Here is an 18,928-nt window from a genome sequence, read left to right as displayed (position 1 = left end):
GCGTCTGGGCTCCAGTGACAGAGGCCCTGCCGCACCTCGTGCGGCGGGGCCTCCTGCTGTCAGGACTCCAGCGGTTCCTTGGTGTTGACGTACTCCGGCACCTTGGCCAGCGGCAGGCTGCGCACCTGCTCGCGGGTCGGTCCCTGGCGCTTGGGCAGCGGCTCCAGGCGTTGCGGCTGACCGCTTTGCAGAGCTCGTTCGATGGCTGCCAGCACGCGCACGTCGCGCCAGCCCTCCTCCCCGTCCATTTCCGGTTGCCGATCCTTGAGGATGCAGTCGGAAAAATAGGCCGTCTCGCCGCCGAAGTGATCGACCACCGGCGCCTTGAATTCCTGGGTCTCGCCAGCCACCGTGAGGCGATAGCCAATGGCGACGCCTTCCCCGAAACCGAAGCACGGCGAGGCCTCGATCTCACCCTTGCTGCCCACCAGCTGGAAGCGTTCGGTATTGGGGCCGCTGAAGCTGACGGTGAAACTGGCCAGGCGCTCCTCGGGGAAGCGCAGGGTCACGCTCACGGCGTCCCAGGTAGTGATGTCGCGCCCGGGCGTCTGCACCCCGACGGCACTGACTTCGATGGGCTCGTCAGCAAAGAGCGCCCGCACGGCATTGAGGGGATAGGGTCCCATGTCGGTGACGGGACCCGCCCAGAAGCCGCTCTGGGCGCGGTGGTTGGCCGTGTCGACCGGCTGGGTGAAGGTCGAGGTGAACAGCCGCGGAGCACCGATCTCGCCGTTGCGCACCCGCTCGATCATCTCCACCGTGCCCGGCTCGCAATGCAGCCGATAGGCGATCATCAACTTGGCCCCGGAACGCTCGGCTGCGGCCTTGATCGCCTGGCACTCTTCCTCGCTGATCGCCATCGGCTTTTCCAGCAACACATGGATACCGGCTTCCAGCGCCGGCACGGCGAATTCCAGATGGCGGAAATTGGGCGTCGCCAGGTAGATGGCATCGATCTCCCCGGACGTCAGCAGGGTCGGGAATTCCTCGTAGCTGTAGCTCTTGAGGCCATACTTGGCCGCCAGGTCCCGCGCCTTGATCGGATCGCCGGTGACCAGCACGGTCATCTCGGAATTGTCGGTCTGGCCGATCCCGGGCATGAAGGCGCCCTGGGAAATCCAGCCACCCCCTACCACCGCATAACGAATCTTGCCTGTCGCACTGGGCATGGAACACTCCCGAAGTCAGGCAGACGACACGTCCGCCACCTGAACTGTCGGCAAGCGCCGAGGGCGTGAAGTTCCGGACCCGACAATCCGACTCGGACTTCTCACGCCCTTGGGACTAGCGGCGAAAGCGCAGCTCGACTTCCGCGCCCTCGAAGTCATCGCTGCGATCCCGGCTGATCACCCGCCCGCCCAGCTGGAAACGCCCGGGGTCGTCTTCCTTGCGGAACAGCTCGGGCAGCAGGTTGGCGTCGGCGACGGCGTTCTCGGCTTTCCCAGGTGCGGCATGGCGAGACACCAGCGCCCGGGGTGTGGTGGCCTCACCGGGCACGCTGAGATCGAGCGGATGAGCAGCCGCCGGCGGCGCCTTGGTCGCTGCCGGTTTCCGGAGCTGGCCGTTCTTGGCCAGGTCCTGCTTCTTCGGCGACGGCGCGGGCAGTACGAAGGCCTTGGCCGGCAAGGGCTCCAGGCGCAGGGCACGCAACTCGGCGGCGCTGCCTTGGGCGGCACTGGCGACTGGCGGGGCCGGGGTCACAGGGGCAGGTACAGGATTCGCCTGGGTCGTCTTCGGTGGTGCGTCCTGGTCGCACCCCGCCAGCAACAGGAGGGTTGCCGTCGCCCACACCGCCAGGTATCCACGCATAGGTCACCACCCCGCAAGGCACCGCGCCGGCAAAGCACCGCCGGCGCGGCAGGATCTGTCCCTACAACCGACCCGTCCGTGCTGAAGTGGGTTCCGGAGGTGCCGCTAGGCGGCCAGGGTTTCCTGGCAGAGCTGACGAGCGAGCAGGCCGAGGGTCATCAGCGCTCGCTGGGCATCGCGGCCCCAGGGCAGGCCGCAATTGAGGCGGATGCAGTGGTTGAACTGGTCGGTGTTGCTGAAGATCATGCCTGGCGCGATGCTCACCCCCTGATCCAGCGCTCGCTGGTGCAGCAGGCGCGTATCCACCCGCACCGGCAGGCTGACCCAGAGGATGAAGCCGCCGTTGGGCCGACTCATCTGGGTACCCTCGGGGAAGTGCTCCTGGATCGCCAGCTGGAAGGCGGTCATGTTGCGCCGGTACTCCTGGCGGATGGCGCGCAGGTGGCGGTCGTAACCACCGTTCTCGAGGTAGGCGGACACCCCCATCTGGGTCACGCTGCAGGCGGAATGGGTGGTGAAGGTCTGCAACCGGCAGATGTCGTCCTGGTAGGGACCGGCCACCACCCAGCCGATGCGCACCCCCGGCGAGATGGTCTTGGAAAAGCTCGAGCAGTAGATGACCCGCCCCTGCTTGTCGAGCGCCTTGAGCGCCTTGGAGCCGCTGTCGTAGGTCAACTCGCCGTAGATGTCGTCCTCGACGATGGCGATGTTGCGCTCCGCCGCCAGCCTGAGCAGCTGCTTCTGCCGCGCCTCCGGCATGCTGCCACCCAGGGGGTTGCTCAGGCGCGCGGCGACCACCAGGGCCTTGACCGGCCACTGGCTCGCCGCCAGTTGCAGGGCCTCGACGCTAAGCCCGGTCTCGGGATCGCAGGGGATCTCGATCACCTTGAGCCCCAGCACCTCGGCCAGTTGCAACAGCCCATAGTAAGACGGCGACTCGGTGGCGATCAGGTCGCCGGGCTTGGTCAGCACCCGCAGCGACATCTGCAGGGCATCCACGCAGCCATGGGTGATCACCACCTCTTCCGGGCCCACCACCACCCCGGCATCGCGCAGGCGGATGGCCACCTGGCGGCGCAGCGGCTCGAAACCCGGACTGTGCAGGTAGGAAAAGGCCGCCCGGGCCTGAAAGCGGGTCACCTTGGACAGCTGCTGGTGCAGCGCCCGCAGCGGCAGATAGTCGGGCTGGGGGACCGCCATGCCGAGGGGCACCACGCCTTCGCGGCGCGATTCGGCCAGCACCTGGTTGATGATGCCGGCGCGGGTCACCAGGCTGGGCCGTTCCACCGTGGCGATGTCCGGCGTCGGCGCGGTCAGCGCCGGCGTCTGGTGGACGTAGAAGCCGGACTGCGGTCGCGCGCGGATCAGCCCCTGGTCTTCCAGGGTGGCATAGGCCTGCAGGACGCTGGCATGGCTGACGCCCAGCTGCTGGCTCAGCTTGCGCACCGAGGGCACCCGCTCGCCGGGCTTGTAGACCCCCGTGCGGATGTCGTTCGCCAATTGCTGGGCGATGCGCTGATAGAGCAACAGATTGGTCATGGCGTCTTCCTGGACGAAAGCGGAACAGTAGCAGGCTACCCTGAAGGTATACCGGTACAGCTGGTACTGACCTTAACCCCTACCCTCCCAGAGCGGCAATGCCCAAAAACGACAAAGAATCGGCGCACCCCTATTTGACACCAGGGGCTCTGCGATAAGGATTTCCACGCTCATGAAAAAGCCCGCCAGAGGGCGGGCTTTTCGGAGCGAAAAGGCCTTAGATGGCTTTTTCCAGCTCGGGTACCAGCTCGAATAGATCACCCACCAGGCCGTAGTCGGCCACCTGGAAGATCGGCGCCTCCTCGTCCTTGTTGATGGCGACGATCACCTTGGAATCCTTCATGCCCGCCAGGTGCTGGATGGCACCGGAGATGCCCACGGCGATGTACAGCTGCGGCGCAACGATCTTGCCGGTCTGGCCGACCTGCATGTCGTTGGGCACGAAGCCGGCGTCCACCGCGGCACGCGAGGCACCCACCGCCGCGCCCAGCTTGTCGGCCAGGGCGTAGAGGATCTTGAAGTTGTCGCCGTTCTGCAGACCGCGACCACCGGAGACCACCACCTTGGCGGCGCCCAGCTCGGGGCGGTCGGACTTGGCCAGCTCTTCGCCGACGAAGCTGGAGAGGCCGGCGTCCTTGACCACACCGACAGCTTCGATGGCGGCGGAACCGCCCTCGGCGGCGACCGGATCGAAACCCGTGGCGCGCACGGTGATCACCTTGATCGGCGCGGTGGAACGCACGGTGGCGATAGCGTTGCCGGCGTAGATCGGCCGCTTGAAGGTGTCGGCGGATTCGACGGCGATGATCTCGGAGATCTGGTCGACGTCCAGCAGGGCGGCGACGCGGGGCAGGAAGTTCTTGCCATTGGTGCTGGCGGCGGCCAGGACATGGCTGTAATTGGCGGCCAGCTCGACCACCAGCGGCGCGACGTTTTCCGGCAGCTGGTGGGCATAGGCGGCGTTGTCGGCCAGCAGCACCTTGCTGACGCCCGCCACCTTGGCGGCGGCGTCGGCGACCGGCTGGGCGTTCTGGCCGGCGACCAGCACGTGGATGTCGCCACCGATGGCCTGGGCCGCGGCGACGGTATTCAGGGTGGCGCCGAAGAGGCTGGCGTTGTCGTGGTCGGCAATGACGAGAATGGCCATCAGATCACCTTAGCTTCGTTCTTGAGTTTTTCGACCAGTTCGGCCACGGACTTGACCTTGATGCCCGCCTGGCGACCGGCCGGGGCTTCCACCTTGACCACCTCGTAGGAGGCTTGGACCGCCACGCCCAGGGCGTCGGGAGTCAGGGTTTCCAGCGGCTTCTTCTTGGCCTTCATAATGTTGGGCAGCGAAGCGTAGCGCGGCTCGTTCAGGCGCAGGTCGGTGGTCACCACCGCCGGCAGCTTGAGCGCCACGGTCTGCAGACCGCCATCGATCTCGCGGGTCACGTTGAGGCCGTCACCGGCCTGCTCCACCTTGGAGGCGAAGGTGCCCTGGGCGAAGCCGGTCAGGGCCGCCAGCATCTGGCCGGTCTGGTTGTTGTCGCTGTCGATGGCCTGCTTGCCGAGGATCACCAGCTGCGGCTGTTCCTTGTCCACCACTGCCTTGAGCAGCTTGGCGGTGGTCAGCGACGACAGCTCGGCGCTGCCGGTGTCGATCAGCACGGCGCGATCGGCACCCAGGGCCAGGGCGGTACGCAGTTGCTCCTGCGCCTGGGCGGGACCGGCGGTCACCACCACGATCTCGCTGGCGATGCCCTTTTCCTTCAGGCGCACCGCTTCTTCCACGGCGATTTCGCAGAAGGGGTTCATGGACATCTTGACGTTGGCCAGGTCGACCCCGGTCTGGTCGGCCTTGACGCGGACCTTGACGTTGTAGTCCACCACGCGTTTGACAGCTACGAGAACCTTCATGAATCCCTCGATTTATTCTGGTGAATAAACAGGACGCCAAGGCGGCCTTGCGTTGACACGACCCCTGTCGGCCAACACCCAGTTGCAAATTCTTCCTATGTTGCCGTCCACGGCAGCAGGGGTCAACGCGACAGTCCGTCAGGGGCCACTGACACCCGAGTCTAACAGGCTTGCAGAAAATTTAAACAAACGTTTGAATGGGTGCCAGGGAGCGTCCCGGATATAATGAAGTCTTTTGTTGTACCCCCACATAAATAACCAGATCGTGAGTTTTGCCTGAGGAGAGTGAGCCGTGGAACGCGAATACATGGAATTCGACGTGGTGATCGTCGGGGCCGGCCCCGCGGGCCTGTCCGCGGCCTGTCGCCTCAAGCAGCAGGCCGCCGAACAGGGCCAGGAAATCAGCGTGTGCGTGGTCGAGAAAGGCTCCGAGGTCGGTGCCCACATCCTCTCCGGCGCAGTCTTCGAACCCCGGGCGCTGGACGAGCTCTTCCCCAACTGGAAGGAGCTGGGCGCACCCCTGAACACCCCGGTCAAGCGCGACGACATCTACCTGCTCAAGGACGAGCGCCAGGCCACCAAGGTGCCCAACTTCTTCGTGCCCAAGCCGATGCACAACGAGGGCAACTACATCATTTCCCTGGGCAACCTCTGCCGCTGGCTGGGCCAGCAGGCCGAAGCCCTGGGCGTGGAGATCTATCCCGGCTTCGCCGCCCAGGAACCACTGATCGATGAGCAGGGCGTGGTGCGCGGCATCATCACCGGCGACCTTGGCGTGGATCGCGAAGGCCAGCCCAAGGAAGGCGTTTACACCCCCGGCATGGAACTGCGCGGCAAGTACACCCTGTTCGCCGAAGGCTGCCGTGGCCACCTGGGCAAGCAGCTCGGCCAGAGATTCAAGCTCGGCGAAGGCGCCGATCCGCAGCACTACGGCATCGGCATCAAGGAGCTGTGGGAGATCGATCCGACCAAGCACGAGCAGGGCCTGGTGATCCACACCTCCGGCTGGCCGCTGGACAAGGAGAACCCGGGCGGTTCCTTCCTCTATCACCTGGAAGATAACCAGGTGGTGGTCGGCCTGATCGTGGACCTGGCCTACAGCAATCCGCACCTGTCGCCCTACGACGAATTCCAGCGCTACAAGCATCACCCGGTGGTGGCCCAGTACCTGGAAGGCGGCAAGCGCGTCTCCTACGGTGCCCGCGCCCTGGTCAAGGGTGGCCTCAATTCCCTGCCGAAGATGGTCTTCCCCGGTGGCGCCCTGATCGGTTGCGACCTGGGCACCCTCAACCCGGCCAAGATCAAGGGCAGCCACACCGCCATGAAGTCCGGCATGCTCGCCGCCGACGCCATCGTCGCCGCCCTGGCCGCCGGTCGCGAGGGTGACGAGCTGCAGGGCTACGTGGACGGCTTCAAGGGCAGCTGGCTGCAGGAAGAACTCCATGCCAGCCGCAACTTCGGCCCGGCGATGCACAAGTTCGGTCCGCTGCTCGGCCCGGCCTTCGCCTTCGTCGAGCACAACCTGCTGGGTGGCGCCCTGCCCTTCACCCTGCACGACCGGCGCATGGACCACACCTGCCTGAAGAAGGCCGACGAGGCGCCGCGCATCAGCTATCCCAAGCCGGATGGCAAGCTGAGCTTCGACAAGCTGTCCTCGGTGTTCCTCTCCAACACCAACCACGAGGAAGACCAGCCGGTTCACCTGAAGCTCAGGGACCCGTCGATTCCCATCGCCCAGAACCTGCCGCTGTATGACGAACCCGCCCAGCGCTACTGCCCGGCCGGGGTCTACGAGGTGGTCCGCGATGGCGGCGAACCGCGCTTCCAGATCAACGCCCAGAACTGCGTGCACTGCAAGACCTGCGACATCAAGGACCCGGCGCAGAACATCACCTGGGTGGCGCCGGAAGGCAGTGGCGGCCCCAACTACCCCAATATGTAAGTCACGAAAAAGGGCCCCTCGGGGCCCTTTCTTCATTCGGCGGGGGCGACGGGAAAGAAGACCCCGCGACTCCAGAGGCCGAGCCAGGCCTGCCCCTCGTGTGTTCCCTGCTCGACCCGCTCCATCAACTGGTAGAACACCGTTCGATTGAGCCGCGCTTCCAGGCCTCCGCGCACCCGCACATAGGGCGCCGGCTGGCCGTCCTGCTCGGCGAAGCGCAACGGGTGCTCGGCGCCCGCGGCGACCCTGTCGCCCACGTTGGTGAGGAAATCCAGCGCCTGGCCTGCGCCGTCGCCACGCCATTCGACGTCCACGGCGAGAAAGGGCACGTCCTCCACCTGGATGCCCACGCACTCCACCGGCGTCACCAGCACATAGCGCTCCGGATCGCGGCGCAGGATGGTGGAGAAGAGGCGCACCATGGCCGGCCGGCCAATGGGCGTACCCTGGTGGTACCAGGTGCCATCCCGGGCGATACGCATGTCGATGTCGCCGCAGAAAGGCGGATGCCAGAGTTCCACCGGCGGCAGACGGCCGTCTCCGCTGGCCGGCAATTGCGCCAGCAGATTGCGCGTCACGTCACCTGGCTGCACAGCCCCCTCCTCTAGCTCTAGCGTGGGCCCAACCCCAGGAGGCGTTGGGCGTATTCGTTCAGTGCCGGGCCGAGCAGGTCTTCCGGGCGTTCGTCGTAGAACGTCAAGAAGCCGCCACGGCTGCGGATCCGCGCCGTATCCACCAGGCGGAAGGTGGCGACCTCCACCAGCATCATCTGCACCACGCTACGGTCGCGACCGACCCGCCCGATGTCGTCCTGGTCTTCCCACTCCTCCCAGGTACCGATGCGATCGTCCGCCCCGGCGAAACGGGTATAGAGCACATAGTGGGCACCGAGCTGCCGCGCCTTGGCCATGGCCTCGTCGAAGCCCTCGGGCTTGTCCGCCCGCCTGACCCGCGGGAAGTACTCGACGAAGCCCTTGAAAGCCTCCTCGGCCACCACGTTGGGCCGCGCATAGGGGTGGCCGATGGGGACGAAGGCGCCCTGGGCGATGTAGATATAGGAGTCGGCCTGCAGCCGAAAGTTGTTCAGCCGCTGGGTCTTGCTGTAGTCGAGCAGTCCCGCATCGCGCAGGTGATACTCGACGCCGGACGCCATGTCGCTGACGTTCATGCAGCCGCCCAGGCCGGCGAGCAGGAGGGAAAGCACCAGTAATCGCAGTCGTACCATGGAAAAGAAGCCCCTGTCCGGCGCCAAGATGCCGTCGATACAGGAGCCATAGCAGCTTTCGCGCCAGCTCTAGCCGCCGATGATCTTCATCACCGTCACGCCACCCGAGAAGGCCACGTCCTGCTTGTCACCCAGGGCCTTGACCAGCAGCCGCTGCAAGGCGGGCAGCGCCAGGTGGCGGGGCTTGTCCAGCAGATCGCCGACATAGTGACGATTGCTCGACGACAGGCAGCCGTGCAGCCAGCCGGTGGACGACAGGCGCAGGCGCGAGCAGGTCCGGCAGAAGGGCACGCTTTCGTTGGCGATGATGCCGAAGTGGCCCCCGGATTCGACGCGATAGCGCAGGGCCGTGGAATCCACCGGCGCATTGGCCTGCACATAGGCGTGGCGGGAACCGATGATCTCCAGCAATTCGGCCAGGGGCACCAGCTGGTTGTTGAAGGTCACCGGATCCTTGGCCAGGTGGCCCATGCGCATCAGCTCGATGAACCTGAGTTCGAAGCCACGCTCCAGGCAGTAGTCCAGCAGCGGCAGCACCTGGTCGAGGTTCTGCCCACGCAGCGGCACCATGTTGACCTTGATCTTGAGGCCGGCCGCATGGGCCGCTTCGAGTCCGGCCAGCACCGTGGCCAGGTCGCCCCCGCGCGCCAGGCGCGGAAAGGCCTCGGCGTCGAGGGTATCGAGGGAGACGTTCAGCCGCCGGATGCCATGGTCGATGAGGAAATCCAGCTTGCGCGGCAGCAACTGGCCATTGGTGGTCAGGCTGATGTCCTTGAGACCCAGCGTGGCGACCCGCGCGAGAAAGGGCTCCAGCCGCGGCGTGACCAGCGGCTCGCCGCCGGTGATGCGCAGCCGCTCGATACCGGCGGCATCGATGAGGTATTCCACCCCGCGCGCCATGGTCTCGGCACTGAGTTCGTCCTGCGCAGCCACGAGTCGCTTGCCGTTGGGCACGCAATACGTACAGGCATAGTTGCAGGCCGCCGTGAGGCTGATCCGCAAGTTGCGAAACGCCCTACCCTGGCGGTCGACGATCATCGTTGGGGTACTCCACTAAGACAAGAGAAAAGGGATGGCACGGCATCCCTTGCCTCTATCGGACCCTAGGATCGGACAGGCGTTTCGACGTCCCGCTTGCGGCGATTGCCCATGCGGACACCGATCTCCATGAGGAACTGGAAGAAACCCTCCTGATCCTCCAGCACGTCGCGCCAGAACGGCGAATGGTAAAGGGCCACGGCCCCGTGCACCAGCGCCCAGGCGGCGCAGTAATGGAAGTAGGGCGGCACGTCCTCGAGCTTGCCCTCATCGATCCGGCCTTCGATCAGGCTGGTCAGTCGCTGGAAGTTCGAGGTGCGGATGCTGTGCAGCTGCTCGACCAGTTCGGGCACCTGCCGGGTCTTGACCACCTTTTCCTCGAGCCGATCGAACAGCCGATAGCGCTGCGGATCGCTCATGCGAAACTCGAAATAGGCGCGGGAGAGCGCCTCGCGATCACGGGCGACGTTGTCCGACTGGAACAGCTCGGCCAGGTCGCGTTCGTAATCCAGCATCAACCGCAGATAGATCTCCGCCTTGGAATTGAAATGCTTGTAGATGGTGCCTTTGCCGATACCGACCGCCTCGGCGATCATCTCGACGGTGACGCTGTCTTCTCCTTCGGAGAGGAAGAGTTGCAGTGCGGTGTCGAGGATTTCCTGTTCGCGGCGACGGAACTCGCGGACTTTGCGGGATTCTTTCTGCATGGCAGCCCACTTGTTGTTTTGAAAAGGGATAGGGCCTGCGAATCGCCGGTCGCCCCTCGGCTTACCGGCACTTCGTCACACCTTGGGCGAGCTCCACCGACAGCATCGGTGAACCGCGCGGGCGCGCCCCTTATTATGCCCCATCACACCCAGATTGTACGGATCGAGTCAATGTCTTCCTGGAAGCACGAATTCCCTCAGGCCTACGCCATGCGGTATCTCAACCATGCGGCCGTGGCCCCCTGGCCCAAGCGCGCCGCGCAGGCCGTCACCGAATTCGCCGCCGAGAACTGCCAATACGGCGCGCGCAACTATCCGACCTGGCTGGGCCTGGAGCAGCGCCTGCGTGAGCGCCTGACCCGGCTGCTCAACGCACCCGCGAGCAGCGACATCGCCCTGGTGAAGAACACTTCCGAGGCGCTGTCCTTCGTCGCCTTCGGCCTGGACTGGCAGAGCGGCGACCAGGTGGTGATCAGCGACGAGGAGTTCCCGTCCAACCGGGTGGTCTGGGAAGCCCTGGCGCGCTTCGGCGTCGAGGTGGTGGAAGTCGGCCTGGGCGAGACCCCCGAGGCCAATCTGCTCGCTGCCTGTGGTCCGCGCACTCGGTTGATGGCCATCAGCGCCGTGCAGTACGCCAGCGGGCTGCGTCTCGATCTCCCCGCACTGGGCCAGGGCTGCGAGGCCAGGGGCGTGCTGCTGTGCGTCGACGCCATCCAGCAGCTGGGCGCCCTGCCCTTCGATGTCCAGGCCTGCAACTGCGCCTTCGCCATGGCCGACGGCCACAAGTGGCTGCTCGGCCCGGAAGGCCTCGGGGTCTTCTACTGCCGGGCCGACCTGCGCGAGCAGCTCAAGCTGCACGAATACGGCTGGCACATGCTGGATAACGCCGGCGACTACAGCCAGCGCGAATGGCAACCGGCGCAGACGGCCGTGAGATTCGAGTGTGGCAGTCCGAACATGCTCGGCGCAGTGGCGCTGGAAGCCAGCCTGTCGCTGCTGGAGGATGCCGGCATGGCCCAGGTGGGCCAGGACGTGCTGGCGCGGATCGAATTGCTGGACAGCCAGATCCGCCAGCTGCCCGGTGCCGTCCTGCATTCACCACTCGATCCGCAGCGCCGCTCCGGCATCCTCACCTTCTCGCTCGACGGCTGGGACAACCGCCAGCTGTTCGAGCGCCTCAAGACCGCCGACGTGATCTGCGCCCAGCGCGGACCGGGCATCCGACTGTCGCCGCACTTCTACACCAGCGAGCACGTGCTGGAGCAGACGCTGGATCTGGTCCGGGCACTGGCCCGCTTCTAATCACCTGACCTTTCACTTCACCTAGTGCCAGAGCGGCGCTATTCCAAAACTGTTTAAAAAATGTCCAGTTGCGGCTGGACCTTTGCCCGGGCTGACCAATACTCAAGGGACTGGTCGCGCCGACCCCCGCGGCGAGATCCAGGCAGGCAGTCCGCCGACCCGGCGAACCGCTGGTCCGGCCCGGGTATCCCAGGATACCCGGGCCATTTTTTTGCCTAGCCGGTGGCGCGAGGGAACAGCCGTTGGAAATTGGCGGTGGTCTGTGCGGCGAGGGTTGCCAGGCTGACCCCGCGGACGTCGGCCAGGCACTGGGCGACCTCCACTACGAATTGCGGCAGGTTGGCCTTGCCCCGGTGGGGCACCGGCGCCAGATAGGGCGAGTCGGTCTCCACCAGCAGGCGGTCGGCCGGCACCTGGCGGGCCACCTCGCGCAGCTTGGCGGCGTTGCGGAAGGTCAGGATGCCGGAAAAGGAGATGTAGAAGCCCAGGTCCAGGGCGGCCTTGGCCGTCGCCCAGTCCTCGGTGAAGCAGTGCAGCACGCCAGCGCCGGGCAGGTCCGCGGCGGCCAGCATGGCCAGGGTATCGGCCCGCGCCTCGCGGGTATGGATCACCAGCGGCAGTCCCGTGCGCCGAGCCGCTTCGAGGTGCAGGGCGAAGGAGCGCTGCTGGATCTCGGCAGTATCCGGCTGGTAGTGATAGTCGAGGCCGGTCTCGCCGATGGCGGCGACGCGGGGATGAGCCAGCCGCTCCAGCAGCCAGTCGAGGTCGATGGCGTTGCCCTGGGCGGCATCCAGCGGGTGGATGCCCACCGCGCAGTGGACGTCGGCATAGCGCTCGGCCAGGGCCTGCACCGTAGGGGCGTTGCCGGCATCGACGCCGATGCAGAGGAACTGGCTGACGCCGCGGGCGCGCGCGGCGTCCAGCGCTGCATCCAGGGAGCCGTCATGGAGGGAAAGATCGAGTCGATCCAGGTGACAGTGGGAGTCGACGAAGTGCACGAGAGATAGCCTTGAATCAGCCGCGACGCCCCGCCCCCGAGCGGGACGGCGCAGGCATCACATGGTATGGGTGGGACGGTCCGACTTCAGCGAGCCGGCCAGGTAGGTTTCGATCTTGTTGCGCGCCGTGTTGTCGCCTTCGTTGAACTGCACGCCGACCCCGGCGGCGCGGTTGCCCTGGGCACCCTTGGGGGTGATCCAGACCACCTTGCCGGCGACCGGGATCTTGTCCGGCTCGTCCATCAGGTTCAGCAGCATGAAGACCTCATCACCGAGCTTGTAGGTCTTGCCGGTGGGGATGAACAGCCCGCCATTGCGGATGAAGGGCATGTAGGCGGCATAGAGTACCGACTTGTCCTTGATGGTCAGGGACAGGATGCCATTACGGGGGCCCAGGTTCTGCGGCAAACTCATGAGATTCTCTCGTGACAGGCAAGACGGACGCGCGGCTCGCTAGCGTCCGGGCACCAGGCCGGCCCAACGGATCAGCAGCGATTCCAGCAACAATACGCGGTTGAGGTTGGCTTTGCCCAGCACCTTCTGCCGCTCGGCATGCAGCCATTCCTGCAGGGCCAGCACCTCGTGCGGCGCGCTCTTCTCGGCCAGGTAGCCGAGCACCTTGGCCATGTCCGGCGCGGCTTCGCCGTCGGCGCCGCCCCACTGCTGGCGGAGCAGGCCGTGGGTCCACTCGCAGAACCAGTCGAGCAACAGCGGCAAGGGCACGGCGTTCCAGCTCTCGGCCAGCTGGCTGGGGGCGGCCTGGCGCTTGAGCAGGCGTTTCACCCCGTCCACCACCAGGGCCCGGCGGGCGAGCACGTCCTCGCCGTGCAGGCGCAGGGCCGCCAGTGGCGAGCCTCCGGCCAGCACCAGCAGTTGCAGGCGGATGTCCGCGTCGAGCTCCGGCAGGCGCTCGCCCAGCCAGGCGAGACTGGCGGCCCGCGAGGGTACCGGGCAGGCCTGCTGCACGCAGCGGCTGCGCACGGTCGGCAGCAGGCGACTCGGCTGGTGGCTCACCAGCAGCAGCACGGTCGCGCCCGAGGGCTCTTCCAGGCTCTTGAGCAGGGCGTTGGCGGCATTGAGGTTCATCGCCTCCACCGGCTCCAGCAGGATCAGCTTGCGTCCACCGAGCTGGGCGGTCTGGGTGACGAAGTCCACCAGGGCACGGATCTGGTCGACCCGAATGGGCTTCTCGGGCTCGTCCGGCTGGATCACGCAGTAGTCGGGGTGGGTACCGGCCTTCAGCAGCGCGCAGGCCTTGCACTGGCCGCAGGCGGCAGCGCCCTGGGGCGCCTGGCACAGCAGCAGCGCGGCCAGGCGCTCGGCCAGGTCGCGCTTGCCGATGCCACGCGGGCCATGCAGCAGATAGGCATGGGGATGCTGTCGCCGGGGCCAGATCCGCGCCCAGAGTTCCTGCTGCCAGGGATAGACGTCAGCCACCGAACGCCGGCTCCAGGCGGGCGACCAGGGCACGCAGGTCGGCTTGCACCTCGGCCAGGCTGCGGGAGGCATCGATGATCCGATAGCGCTCGGGCACGGCCTGGGCACGCTGCAGATAGGTCTGGCGAACCGCTTCGAAGAAGGCGCGCTGCTCCTGCTCGAAGCGATCCAGGGCGCCACGCCGGGCGGCGCGGGCCAGGCCGATCTCCACCGGCAGGTCGAACACCAGGGTCAGGTCGGGTTGCAGGTCGCCGAGCACGAAGGTCTCCAGGGTGGCGATGCGGTCCACGGGCACACCGCGGCCGCCGCCCTGGTAGGCGTAGGTGGCATCGACGAAACGATCGCAGAGCACCAGGGCACCGCGCGCCAGGGCGGGCCGGACCACCTGGGCCAGGTGCTGGGCACGTGCCGCGAACATCAGCAGCAATTCGGTATCCACGGCCATGGGCTCGGCGGCCGGTGCCAGCAGGATCTCGCGGATCCGTTCGGCCAGCGGCGTGCCACCCGGCTCGCGGGTCAGCACCACCTCGCGGCCGGCAGCGCCCAGCAACTCGGCCAGATAGTCGCGGTTGGTGCTCTTGCCGGCGCCCTCGGGGCCTTCGAGGGTGATGAACAGGCCTGTTCCGGTCATGGTGTTTCCTTGCTGTCCGGCGTCTGGGGGGCAGGGCTCGAACGGTAGTCGGCGCGCCGCTTGAGCTGGAAGTCCTTCACCGCCTGGTTGTGCGCGTCGAGATCCTTGGAGAAGACGTGGCTGCCATCGCCGCGGGCGACGAAATAGAGGCTGTCGCCGTCCTTGGGATGCAGCGCCGCATGGATGGCCTCGCGGCCGGGCATGGCGATGGGCGTGGGCGGCAGCCCTGCATTGAGGTAGGTATTGTAGGGCGACGGCTCGCGCAGATCGGCGCGGGTGATGCGCCCGGCATAGCGTTCGCCCATGCCGTAGATCACCGTCGGATCGGTCTGCAGCAGCATGTTGGCGGCCAGGCGGCGGACGAAGACCCCGGCGATCTCGTCGCGCTCGCTGGGTACGCCGGTTTCCTTCTCCACCAGCGAGGCCATGATCAGCGCCTGGTAGGCATCCTGATAAGGTACGGTGGGATCGCGCTCCTGCCATTCCTGGTCGAGTACCGCCTGCAGGCGCTGGTTCGCCTGGCGCAGCAGATCCGACTCCCGCTGTCCCTTCACATAGCGATAGGTATCGGGAAAGAAGCGACCCTCGGGGTGCTGGCCGTCCAGGCCCAGGCGTTTCATCAGGGCGGTATCGTCCAGCGCGGCGGTGTCGTGCTCGAGCTTGGGCTGCCGCGCCAGGGCGGCGCGGACCTGGCGGAAGTTCCAGCCTTCCACCAGGGTGAGGCCGTACTGCACCACCTCGCCCTTGCGCCAGAGGGTGAACAGCTCCTGAACCGTCATGCCGGGGGTCAGGCGATACTCGCCGCTGTGCAGCGTCTGGTCGGCCAGGTTGAAGCGCCAGTACAGGCGCAGCCAGAAGGCCCCCGTGAGCACGCCTTCGTCTTCCAGGCGCAGCAGGCTGCCGCCCGGGGTGGCGCCCTTGGGGATCTCGATCAGTTGCTCGCTTGCGACCTTCAGCGGCTGAATCAGCGCCTGGTGCTGGCGCCAGCCGGCCAGGACCAGCAGCAGGCCGGCGGTGGCCAGCAGCGCCGTAAGCAGAGCTCTCGCCTTGCGCATCGGCTATTCCAGAATCTCGTTTATCGAACCTTGCAGTTTACGGGTCAGCGGCCCTACCGACCAGTTCGCCGCTGCGTACCGGCGCACGGGCCAGATACCGTACTGGCTGTTGCAGAGGAAGACTTCGTCGGCGCCGATGAGCTCGGCGAGGGACAGCGGCCGGATCTCGGTCGCGAGCCCCTGTTGGCTGGCGACGTCGAGCAGCAGGCCGCGCAGCACCCCGGCGACCCCGCAGCGCTCCAGCGCCGGCGTCAGCAACCGACCCTTGCGGACCAGGAACAGATTGCTGAATACCCCTTCGATGGGGCGCTCGTCCTGGTCGAGCATCAGGCCCTCGGCGTACTCCGCACCGTGCCACTCGTCACGGGCGAGCACCTGTTCGAGGCGATTGAGATGCTTGAGTCCGGCCAGCAGCGGCTGGCTGGCCAGGCGCGTCTGGCAGGGATAGAGGGCGATCCCCTCGGTCGCATGGGCCGCCGGATAGGCGGGTACCGGAGCGCCCAGCAACAGCCGCCGCACCTCGGGTGCCGCGGGCGGGGCGTAGCCCCGCAGGCCATCGCCGCGGGTGACCAGCAACTTGGCGACGCCTTCGCCCAGCTGCGCCGCGAAGGCCTGGACCTCGGCGCCCACCTGGGCAATGTCGCAAGGAATCCGCAGTCGCTGGCAACTCGTGGCCAGCCGCTGCAGATGCCGCTCCAGCAGACGCGGCTGGCCGCGGCGCACGGCGATGGTCTCGAACAGTCCATCACCGTAGGCCAGGCCCCGGTCGCGCTGCAGGCCGGCGCCCAGGGGTTGACCGTTGAGCCAGTCCTGGATCAAGCGGTGAAGCGCCGGAACACCAGGCTGCCGTTGGTGCCACCGAAGCCGAACGAATTGGACAGGGCCACTTCGATGGGCCGCTGCCGCGCCTCGTGGGGCACGAAGTCCAGGTCGCACCCGTCGCTGGGGTTGTCCAGGTTGATGGTCGGCGGCGCCACCTGGTCGCGCAGGGCGAGCACCGTGAAGATGGCTTCCACCGCGCCAGCGGCACCCAGCAGGTGACCGGTCATGGACTTGGTGGAGCTGACGCTCAGGCGCCTGGCCTGCTCGCCGAACACCTGCTTGAGCGCCGCCACTTCGGCCAGGTCGCCGGCCGGGGTGGAGGTGCCGTGGGCGTTGACGTAGTCGACCGCTTCCGGCGCGATACCGGCGTCCTTGAGGGTGGCCCGCATGCAGCGGGCGGCGCCGGCGCCGTCTTCCGGCGGGGCGGTCATGTGGAAGGCGTCCGCGCTCATGCCGAAGCCGATCAGCTCGGCATAGATGCGCGCGCCCCGTGCCTTGGCGTGCTCGTATTCCTCGAGGACCAGGGCGCCGGCACCATCGGACAGCACGAAGCCGTCGCGGTCGCGATCCCAGGGTCGGCTGGCACGGGTCGGATCGTCATTGCGGGTCGACAGGGCGCGGGCGGCACCGAAGCCACCCAGGCCCAGACCCGAGGTCGCCATCTCCGCACCACCGGCGACCATGACATCGGCCTCATCGTAGGCGATGTTGCGCGCGGCCATGCCGATGCAGTGCGTCGCCGTGGTACAGGCGGTGGCGATGGCATAGTTGGGACCCTGCAGACCCAGGTGGATCGACAGGAAGCCGGACACCATGTTGATGATGGAGCCCGGTACGAAAAAGGGGGAGATACGGCGCGGGCCCTGCTCGTGCAGCGACTGGCAATTGGCCTCGATGTTGGTCAGGCCACCGATGCCGGAACCCATGGCGACACCCATCCGCTCGCGGTTGCCATCGTTGACTTCGATGCCGCTGTCGCGCATGGCCTGGAAGCTGGCAGCGAGACCGTATTGGATGAACAGATCCAGCTTGCGGGCTTCCTTCGCGGACAGGTACTGCTCCACGTCGAATCCCTTGACCGATCCGCCGATCCGCGTGCTGAAGGCAGAGACGTCCATATGCTCGATCGGCGCGATACCGCTGCGACCGGCCAGGATGCCTTCCCAGCTGCTCGCGACATCGGCGCCAAGCGGCGATACCATGCCCATACCCGTGATCACGACACGTCTACGCGACACACCCAACTCCTCTTGTCCTTCCGGGGCGGCCACCCCACCTAGAAAAAGCCGATTTCAACGAGCTAGACCCTGGACCTAAAGAAAAGCCGCACGCCCTGCAGGACGTGCGGCTTTTGATGTCCGAAACGAGCGGCTACTTATTGCTGGTGAGCAACGATGTAGTCGATAGCTTCCTGGACGGTGGTGATCTTCTCAGCCTGCTCGTCCGGGATTTCGGTCTCGAATTCCTCTTCCAGAGCCATCACCAGTTCGACGGTGTCAAGGGAGTCGGCGCCCAGATCCTCGACGAAGGAAGCGCTGTTGGTAACTTCCTCTTCCTTCACGCCGAGCTGCTCAGCGACGATCTTCTTAACGCGTTCTTCGATGGTGCTCATACCGTGTTCTCACTCCTAAAGGAAAAATCCGCACAACGGATTGCGCGTAAGTGTATAGAAAGGGATTTCCGTATTTCAAGCTGACGCGACATTAAGACGTACGCGCGGCCATTGCTGGTCCGACAGTTTACCAGCTTAGCGCAATAGCCGCGCGGGGTAACGCCGGTCAGCTCATGTACATTCCGCCGTTCACGGGGATCGTGGCGCCGGTCACATAGGCCGCGCCCTCGCCCGCCAGGAAACCCACCACCTTGGCGATTTCGTCGGCCTGGCCGAGGCGGCCCGCCGGGATCTGGGTCAGCAGCGCGGTGCGCTGGGCTTCCGGCAGTTCGCGGGTCATGTCGGTATCGATGAAGCCGGGGGCGACCGCGTTGACGGTGATGTTGCGCGAACCCACCTCGCGGGCCAGCGCCCGGGTGAAGCCCTCGAGACCGGCCTTGGCCGCGGCGTAGTTGGCCTGGCCGGCGTTGCCCATGGCACCGACCACCGAGCCGATGCTGACGATGCGACCCCAGCGGCCCTTGGTCATGCCCTTGAGCACGGCCTTGGACAGGCGGAACAGGCTGTTGAGGTTGGTATCGATCACGTCGAACCACTCCTCGTCCTTCATCCGCAGCATCAGGTTGTCGCGGGTGATGCCGGCGTTGTTGACCAGGATCGACGGGGCGCCGAACTGGGTCTGGACCTGCTCGAGGGCGGCCGCGACGGAGGCGTTGTCGGAGACGTTGAGCACCAGGCCGGTGCCTTCGATACCGTTGGCCTTGAGCGACTCGGCGATGCGCTGGGCGCCCGCCTCGCTGGTCGCGGTGCCGATCACGGTGGCGCCCAGCCGACCCAGTTCCAGGGCGATGGCTTGACCGATGCCACGCGTGGCGCCCGTGACCAGGGCGACCTTACCTTGCAGACTCATCT

Annotated in this window: 20 protein-coding genes; 2 read left to right on the top strand and 18 right to left on the bottom strand. The window is 66.4% G+C overall.

Annotated elements, in window-relative coordinates:
- Nucleotides 1–59: 59 nt before the first annotated feature.
- The 5 genes from FSV73_RS15620 to FSV73_RS15600 form a co-directional block, all read right to left on the bottom strand.
- The gene (locus tag FSV73_RS15620; RefSeq protein WP_145008763.1) at nt 60–1,169 is read right to left on the bottom strand and encodes a Gfo/Idh/MocA family protein; all 1,110 of its coding nucleotides are present in this window, start codon (nt 1,167–1,169) and stop codon (nt 60–62) included.
- A 115-nt stretch (nt 1,170–1,284) separates the two neighbouring features.
- On the bottom strand, nt 1,285–1,701 hold the full coding sequence (locus FSV73_RS15615; protein WP_145008940.1) for a hypothetical protein: 417 nt from the start codon (nt 1,699–1,701) through the stop codon (nt 1,285–1,287).
- A gap of 213 nt (nt 1,702–1,914) precedes the next feature.
- Nucleotides 1,915–3,348, bottom strand: a complete 1,434-nt coding sequence (locus tag FSV73_RS15610) for a PLP-dependent aminotransferase family protein (protein WP_145008762.1) — start codon at nt 3,346–3,348, stop codon at nt 1,915–1,917.
- 217 nt (nt 3,349–3,565) lie between these two features.
- Nucleotides 3,566–4,495 (bottom strand): electron transfer flavoprotein subunit alpha/FixB family protein, encoded by a 930-nt coding sequence (locus FSV73_RS15605; RefSeq protein ID WP_145008761.1) that lies wholly within the window; start codon nt 4,493–4,495, stop codon nt 3,566–3,568.
- A complete protein-coding gene (locus FSV73_RS15600; RefSeq protein ID WP_145008760.1) occupies nt 4,495–5,247 on the bottom strand; it encodes an electron transfer flavoprotein subunit beta/FixA family protein in 753 nt (250 codons plus the stop codon). Before FSV73_RS15600 ends, FSV73_RS15605 begins: the two co-directional genes overlap by 1 nt.
- 292 nt (nt 5,248–5,539) lie before the next feature.
- Between FSV73_RS15600 and FSV73_RS15595 the strand changes: the two genes are divergently transcribed.
- Nucleotides 5,540–7,189 (top strand): electron transfer flavoprotein-ubiquinone oxidoreductase, encoded by a 1,650-nt coding sequence (locus FSV73_RS15595; protein ID WP_145008759.1) that lies wholly within the window; start codon nt 5,540–5,542, stop codon nt 7,187–7,189.
- Between the two features lie 32 nt (nt 7,190–7,221).
- On the opposite strand, the gene FSV73_RS15590 is transcribed toward FSV73_RS15595, so the two are convergent.
- From FSV73_RS15590 to FSV73_RS15575, 4 genes are all read right to left on the bottom strand, one after another.
- Nucleotides 7,222–7,782, bottom strand: coding sequence for a DUF1285 domain-containing protein (locus FSV73_RS15590; RefSeq protein ID WP_145008758.1), 561 nt, complete (start codon nt 7,780–7,782; stop codon nt 7,222–7,224).
- A gap of 17 nt (nt 7,783–7,799) precedes the next feature.
- A complete protein-coding gene (locus FSV73_RS15585) occupies nt 7,800–8,414 on the bottom strand; it encodes a DUF4823 domain-containing protein (protein ID WP_145008757.1) in 615 nt (204 codons plus the stop codon).
- 69 nt (nt 8,415–8,483) lie between these two features.
- A complete protein-coding gene (locus FSV73_RS15580; protein ID WP_145008756.1) occupies nt 8,484–9,452 on the bottom strand; it encodes a GTP 3',8-cyclase MoaA in 969 nt (322 codons plus the stop codon).
- 65 nt (nt 9,453–9,517) lie between these two features.
- Nucleotides 9,518–10,159: a TetR/AcrR family transcriptional regulator gene (locus FSV73_RS15575; RefSeq protein WP_007160588.1), complete on the bottom strand. Its 642-nt coding sequence runs from the start codon at nt 10,157–10,159 to the stop codon at nt 9,518–9,520.
- A gap of 171 nt (nt 10,160–10,330) precedes the next feature.
- Between FSV73_RS15575 and FSV73_RS15570 the strand changes: the two genes are divergently transcribed.
- On the top strand, nt 10,331–11,461 hold the full coding sequence (locus FSV73_RS15570) for an aminotransferase class V-fold PLP-dependent enzyme (RefSeq protein ID WP_145008755.1): 1,131 nt from the start codon (nt 10,331–10,333) through the stop codon (nt 11,459–11,461).
- Between the two features lie 215 nt (nt 11,462–11,676).
- Here FSV73_RS15570 and FSV73_RS15565 read toward each other — a convergent pair whose 3' ends face one another.
- From FSV73_RS15565 to fabG, 9 genes are all read right to left on the bottom strand, one after another.
- On the bottom strand, nt 11,677–12,459 hold the full coding sequence (locus FSV73_RS15565) for a TatD family hydrolase (RefSeq protein ID WP_145008754.1): 783 nt from the start codon (nt 12,457–12,459) through the stop codon (nt 11,677–11,679).
- A gap of 57 nt (nt 12,460–12,516) precedes the next feature.
- Complete coding sequence (locus FSV73_RS15560; RefSeq protein ID WP_017641886.1) at nt 12,517–12,873, bottom strand: PilZ domain-containing protein; 357 nt, start codon at nt 12,871–12,873, stop codon at nt 12,517–12,519.
- A 39-nt stretch (nt 12,874–12,912) separates the two neighbouring features.
- The gene (locus tag FSV73_RS15555; RefSeq protein WP_145008753.1) at nt 12,913–13,896 is read right to left on the bottom strand and encodes a DNA polymerase III subunit delta'; all 984 of its coding nucleotides are present in this window, start codon (nt 13,894–13,896) and stop codon (nt 12,913–12,915) included.
- Nucleotides 13,889–14,527, bottom strand: a complete 639-nt coding sequence (tmk, locus tag FSV73_RS15550; protein ID WP_145008752.1) for a dTMP kinase — start codon at nt 14,525–14,527, stop codon at nt 13,889–13,891. The genes FSV73_RS15555 and tmk overlap by 8 nt, the downstream gene beginning before the upstream one ends.
- On the bottom strand, nt 14,524–15,582 hold the full coding sequence (gene mltG, locus FSV73_RS15545) for an endolytic transglycosylase MltG (protein ID WP_145008751.1): 1,059 nt from the start codon (nt 15,580–15,582) through the stop codon (nt 14,524–14,526). Before mltG ends, tmk begins: the two co-directional genes overlap by 4 nt.
- A 3-nt stretch (nt 15,583–15,585) precedes the next feature.
- Entirely contained in the window at nt 15,586–16,398 is an 813-nt protein-coding gene (pabC, locus tag FSV73_RS15540) for an aminodeoxychorismate lyase (RefSeq protein ID WP_186309255.1), read from the bottom strand.
- Complete coding sequence (gene fabF, locus FSV73_RS15535; protein ID WP_145008749.1) at nt 16,398–17,642, bottom strand: beta-ketoacyl-ACP synthase II; 1,245 nt, start codon at nt 17,640–17,642, stop codon at nt 16,398–16,400. The genes pabC and fabF overlap by 1 nt, the downstream gene beginning before the upstream one ends.
- A 137-nt stretch (nt 17,643–17,779) precedes the next feature.
- The gene (gene acpP, locus FSV73_RS15530; protein WP_007160597.1) at nt 17,780–18,016 is read right to left on the bottom strand and encodes an acyl carrier protein; all 237 of its coding nucleotides are present in this window, start codon (nt 18,014–18,016) and stop codon (nt 17,780–17,782) included.
- Nucleotides 18,017–18,182: 166 nt separating this feature from the next.
- Nucleotides 18,183–18,926 carry a 3-oxoacyl-ACP reductase FabG gene (gene fabG, locus FSV73_RS15525; RefSeq protein WP_145008748.1) on the bottom strand — a complete coding sequence of 248 codons (744 nt, stop codon included), beginning with the start codon at nt 18,924–18,926 and terminating at the stop codon, nt 18,183–18,185.
- Between the last annotated feature and the right edge of the window lie 2 nt (nt 18,927–18,928).

Origin of the sequence: Pseudomonas oryzihabitans (genome assembly GCF_007665395.1) — a bacterium.
In the GTDB taxonomy this organism is placed as follows: Bacteria; Pseudomonadota; Gammaproteobacteria; order Pseudomonadales; family Pseudomonadaceae; genus Chryseomonas; species Chryseomonas psychrotolerans_C.
The sequence above is the reverse complement of the archived record's forward strand: the minus strand, read 5'-3'. Positions and strand labels throughout refer to the sequence as shown.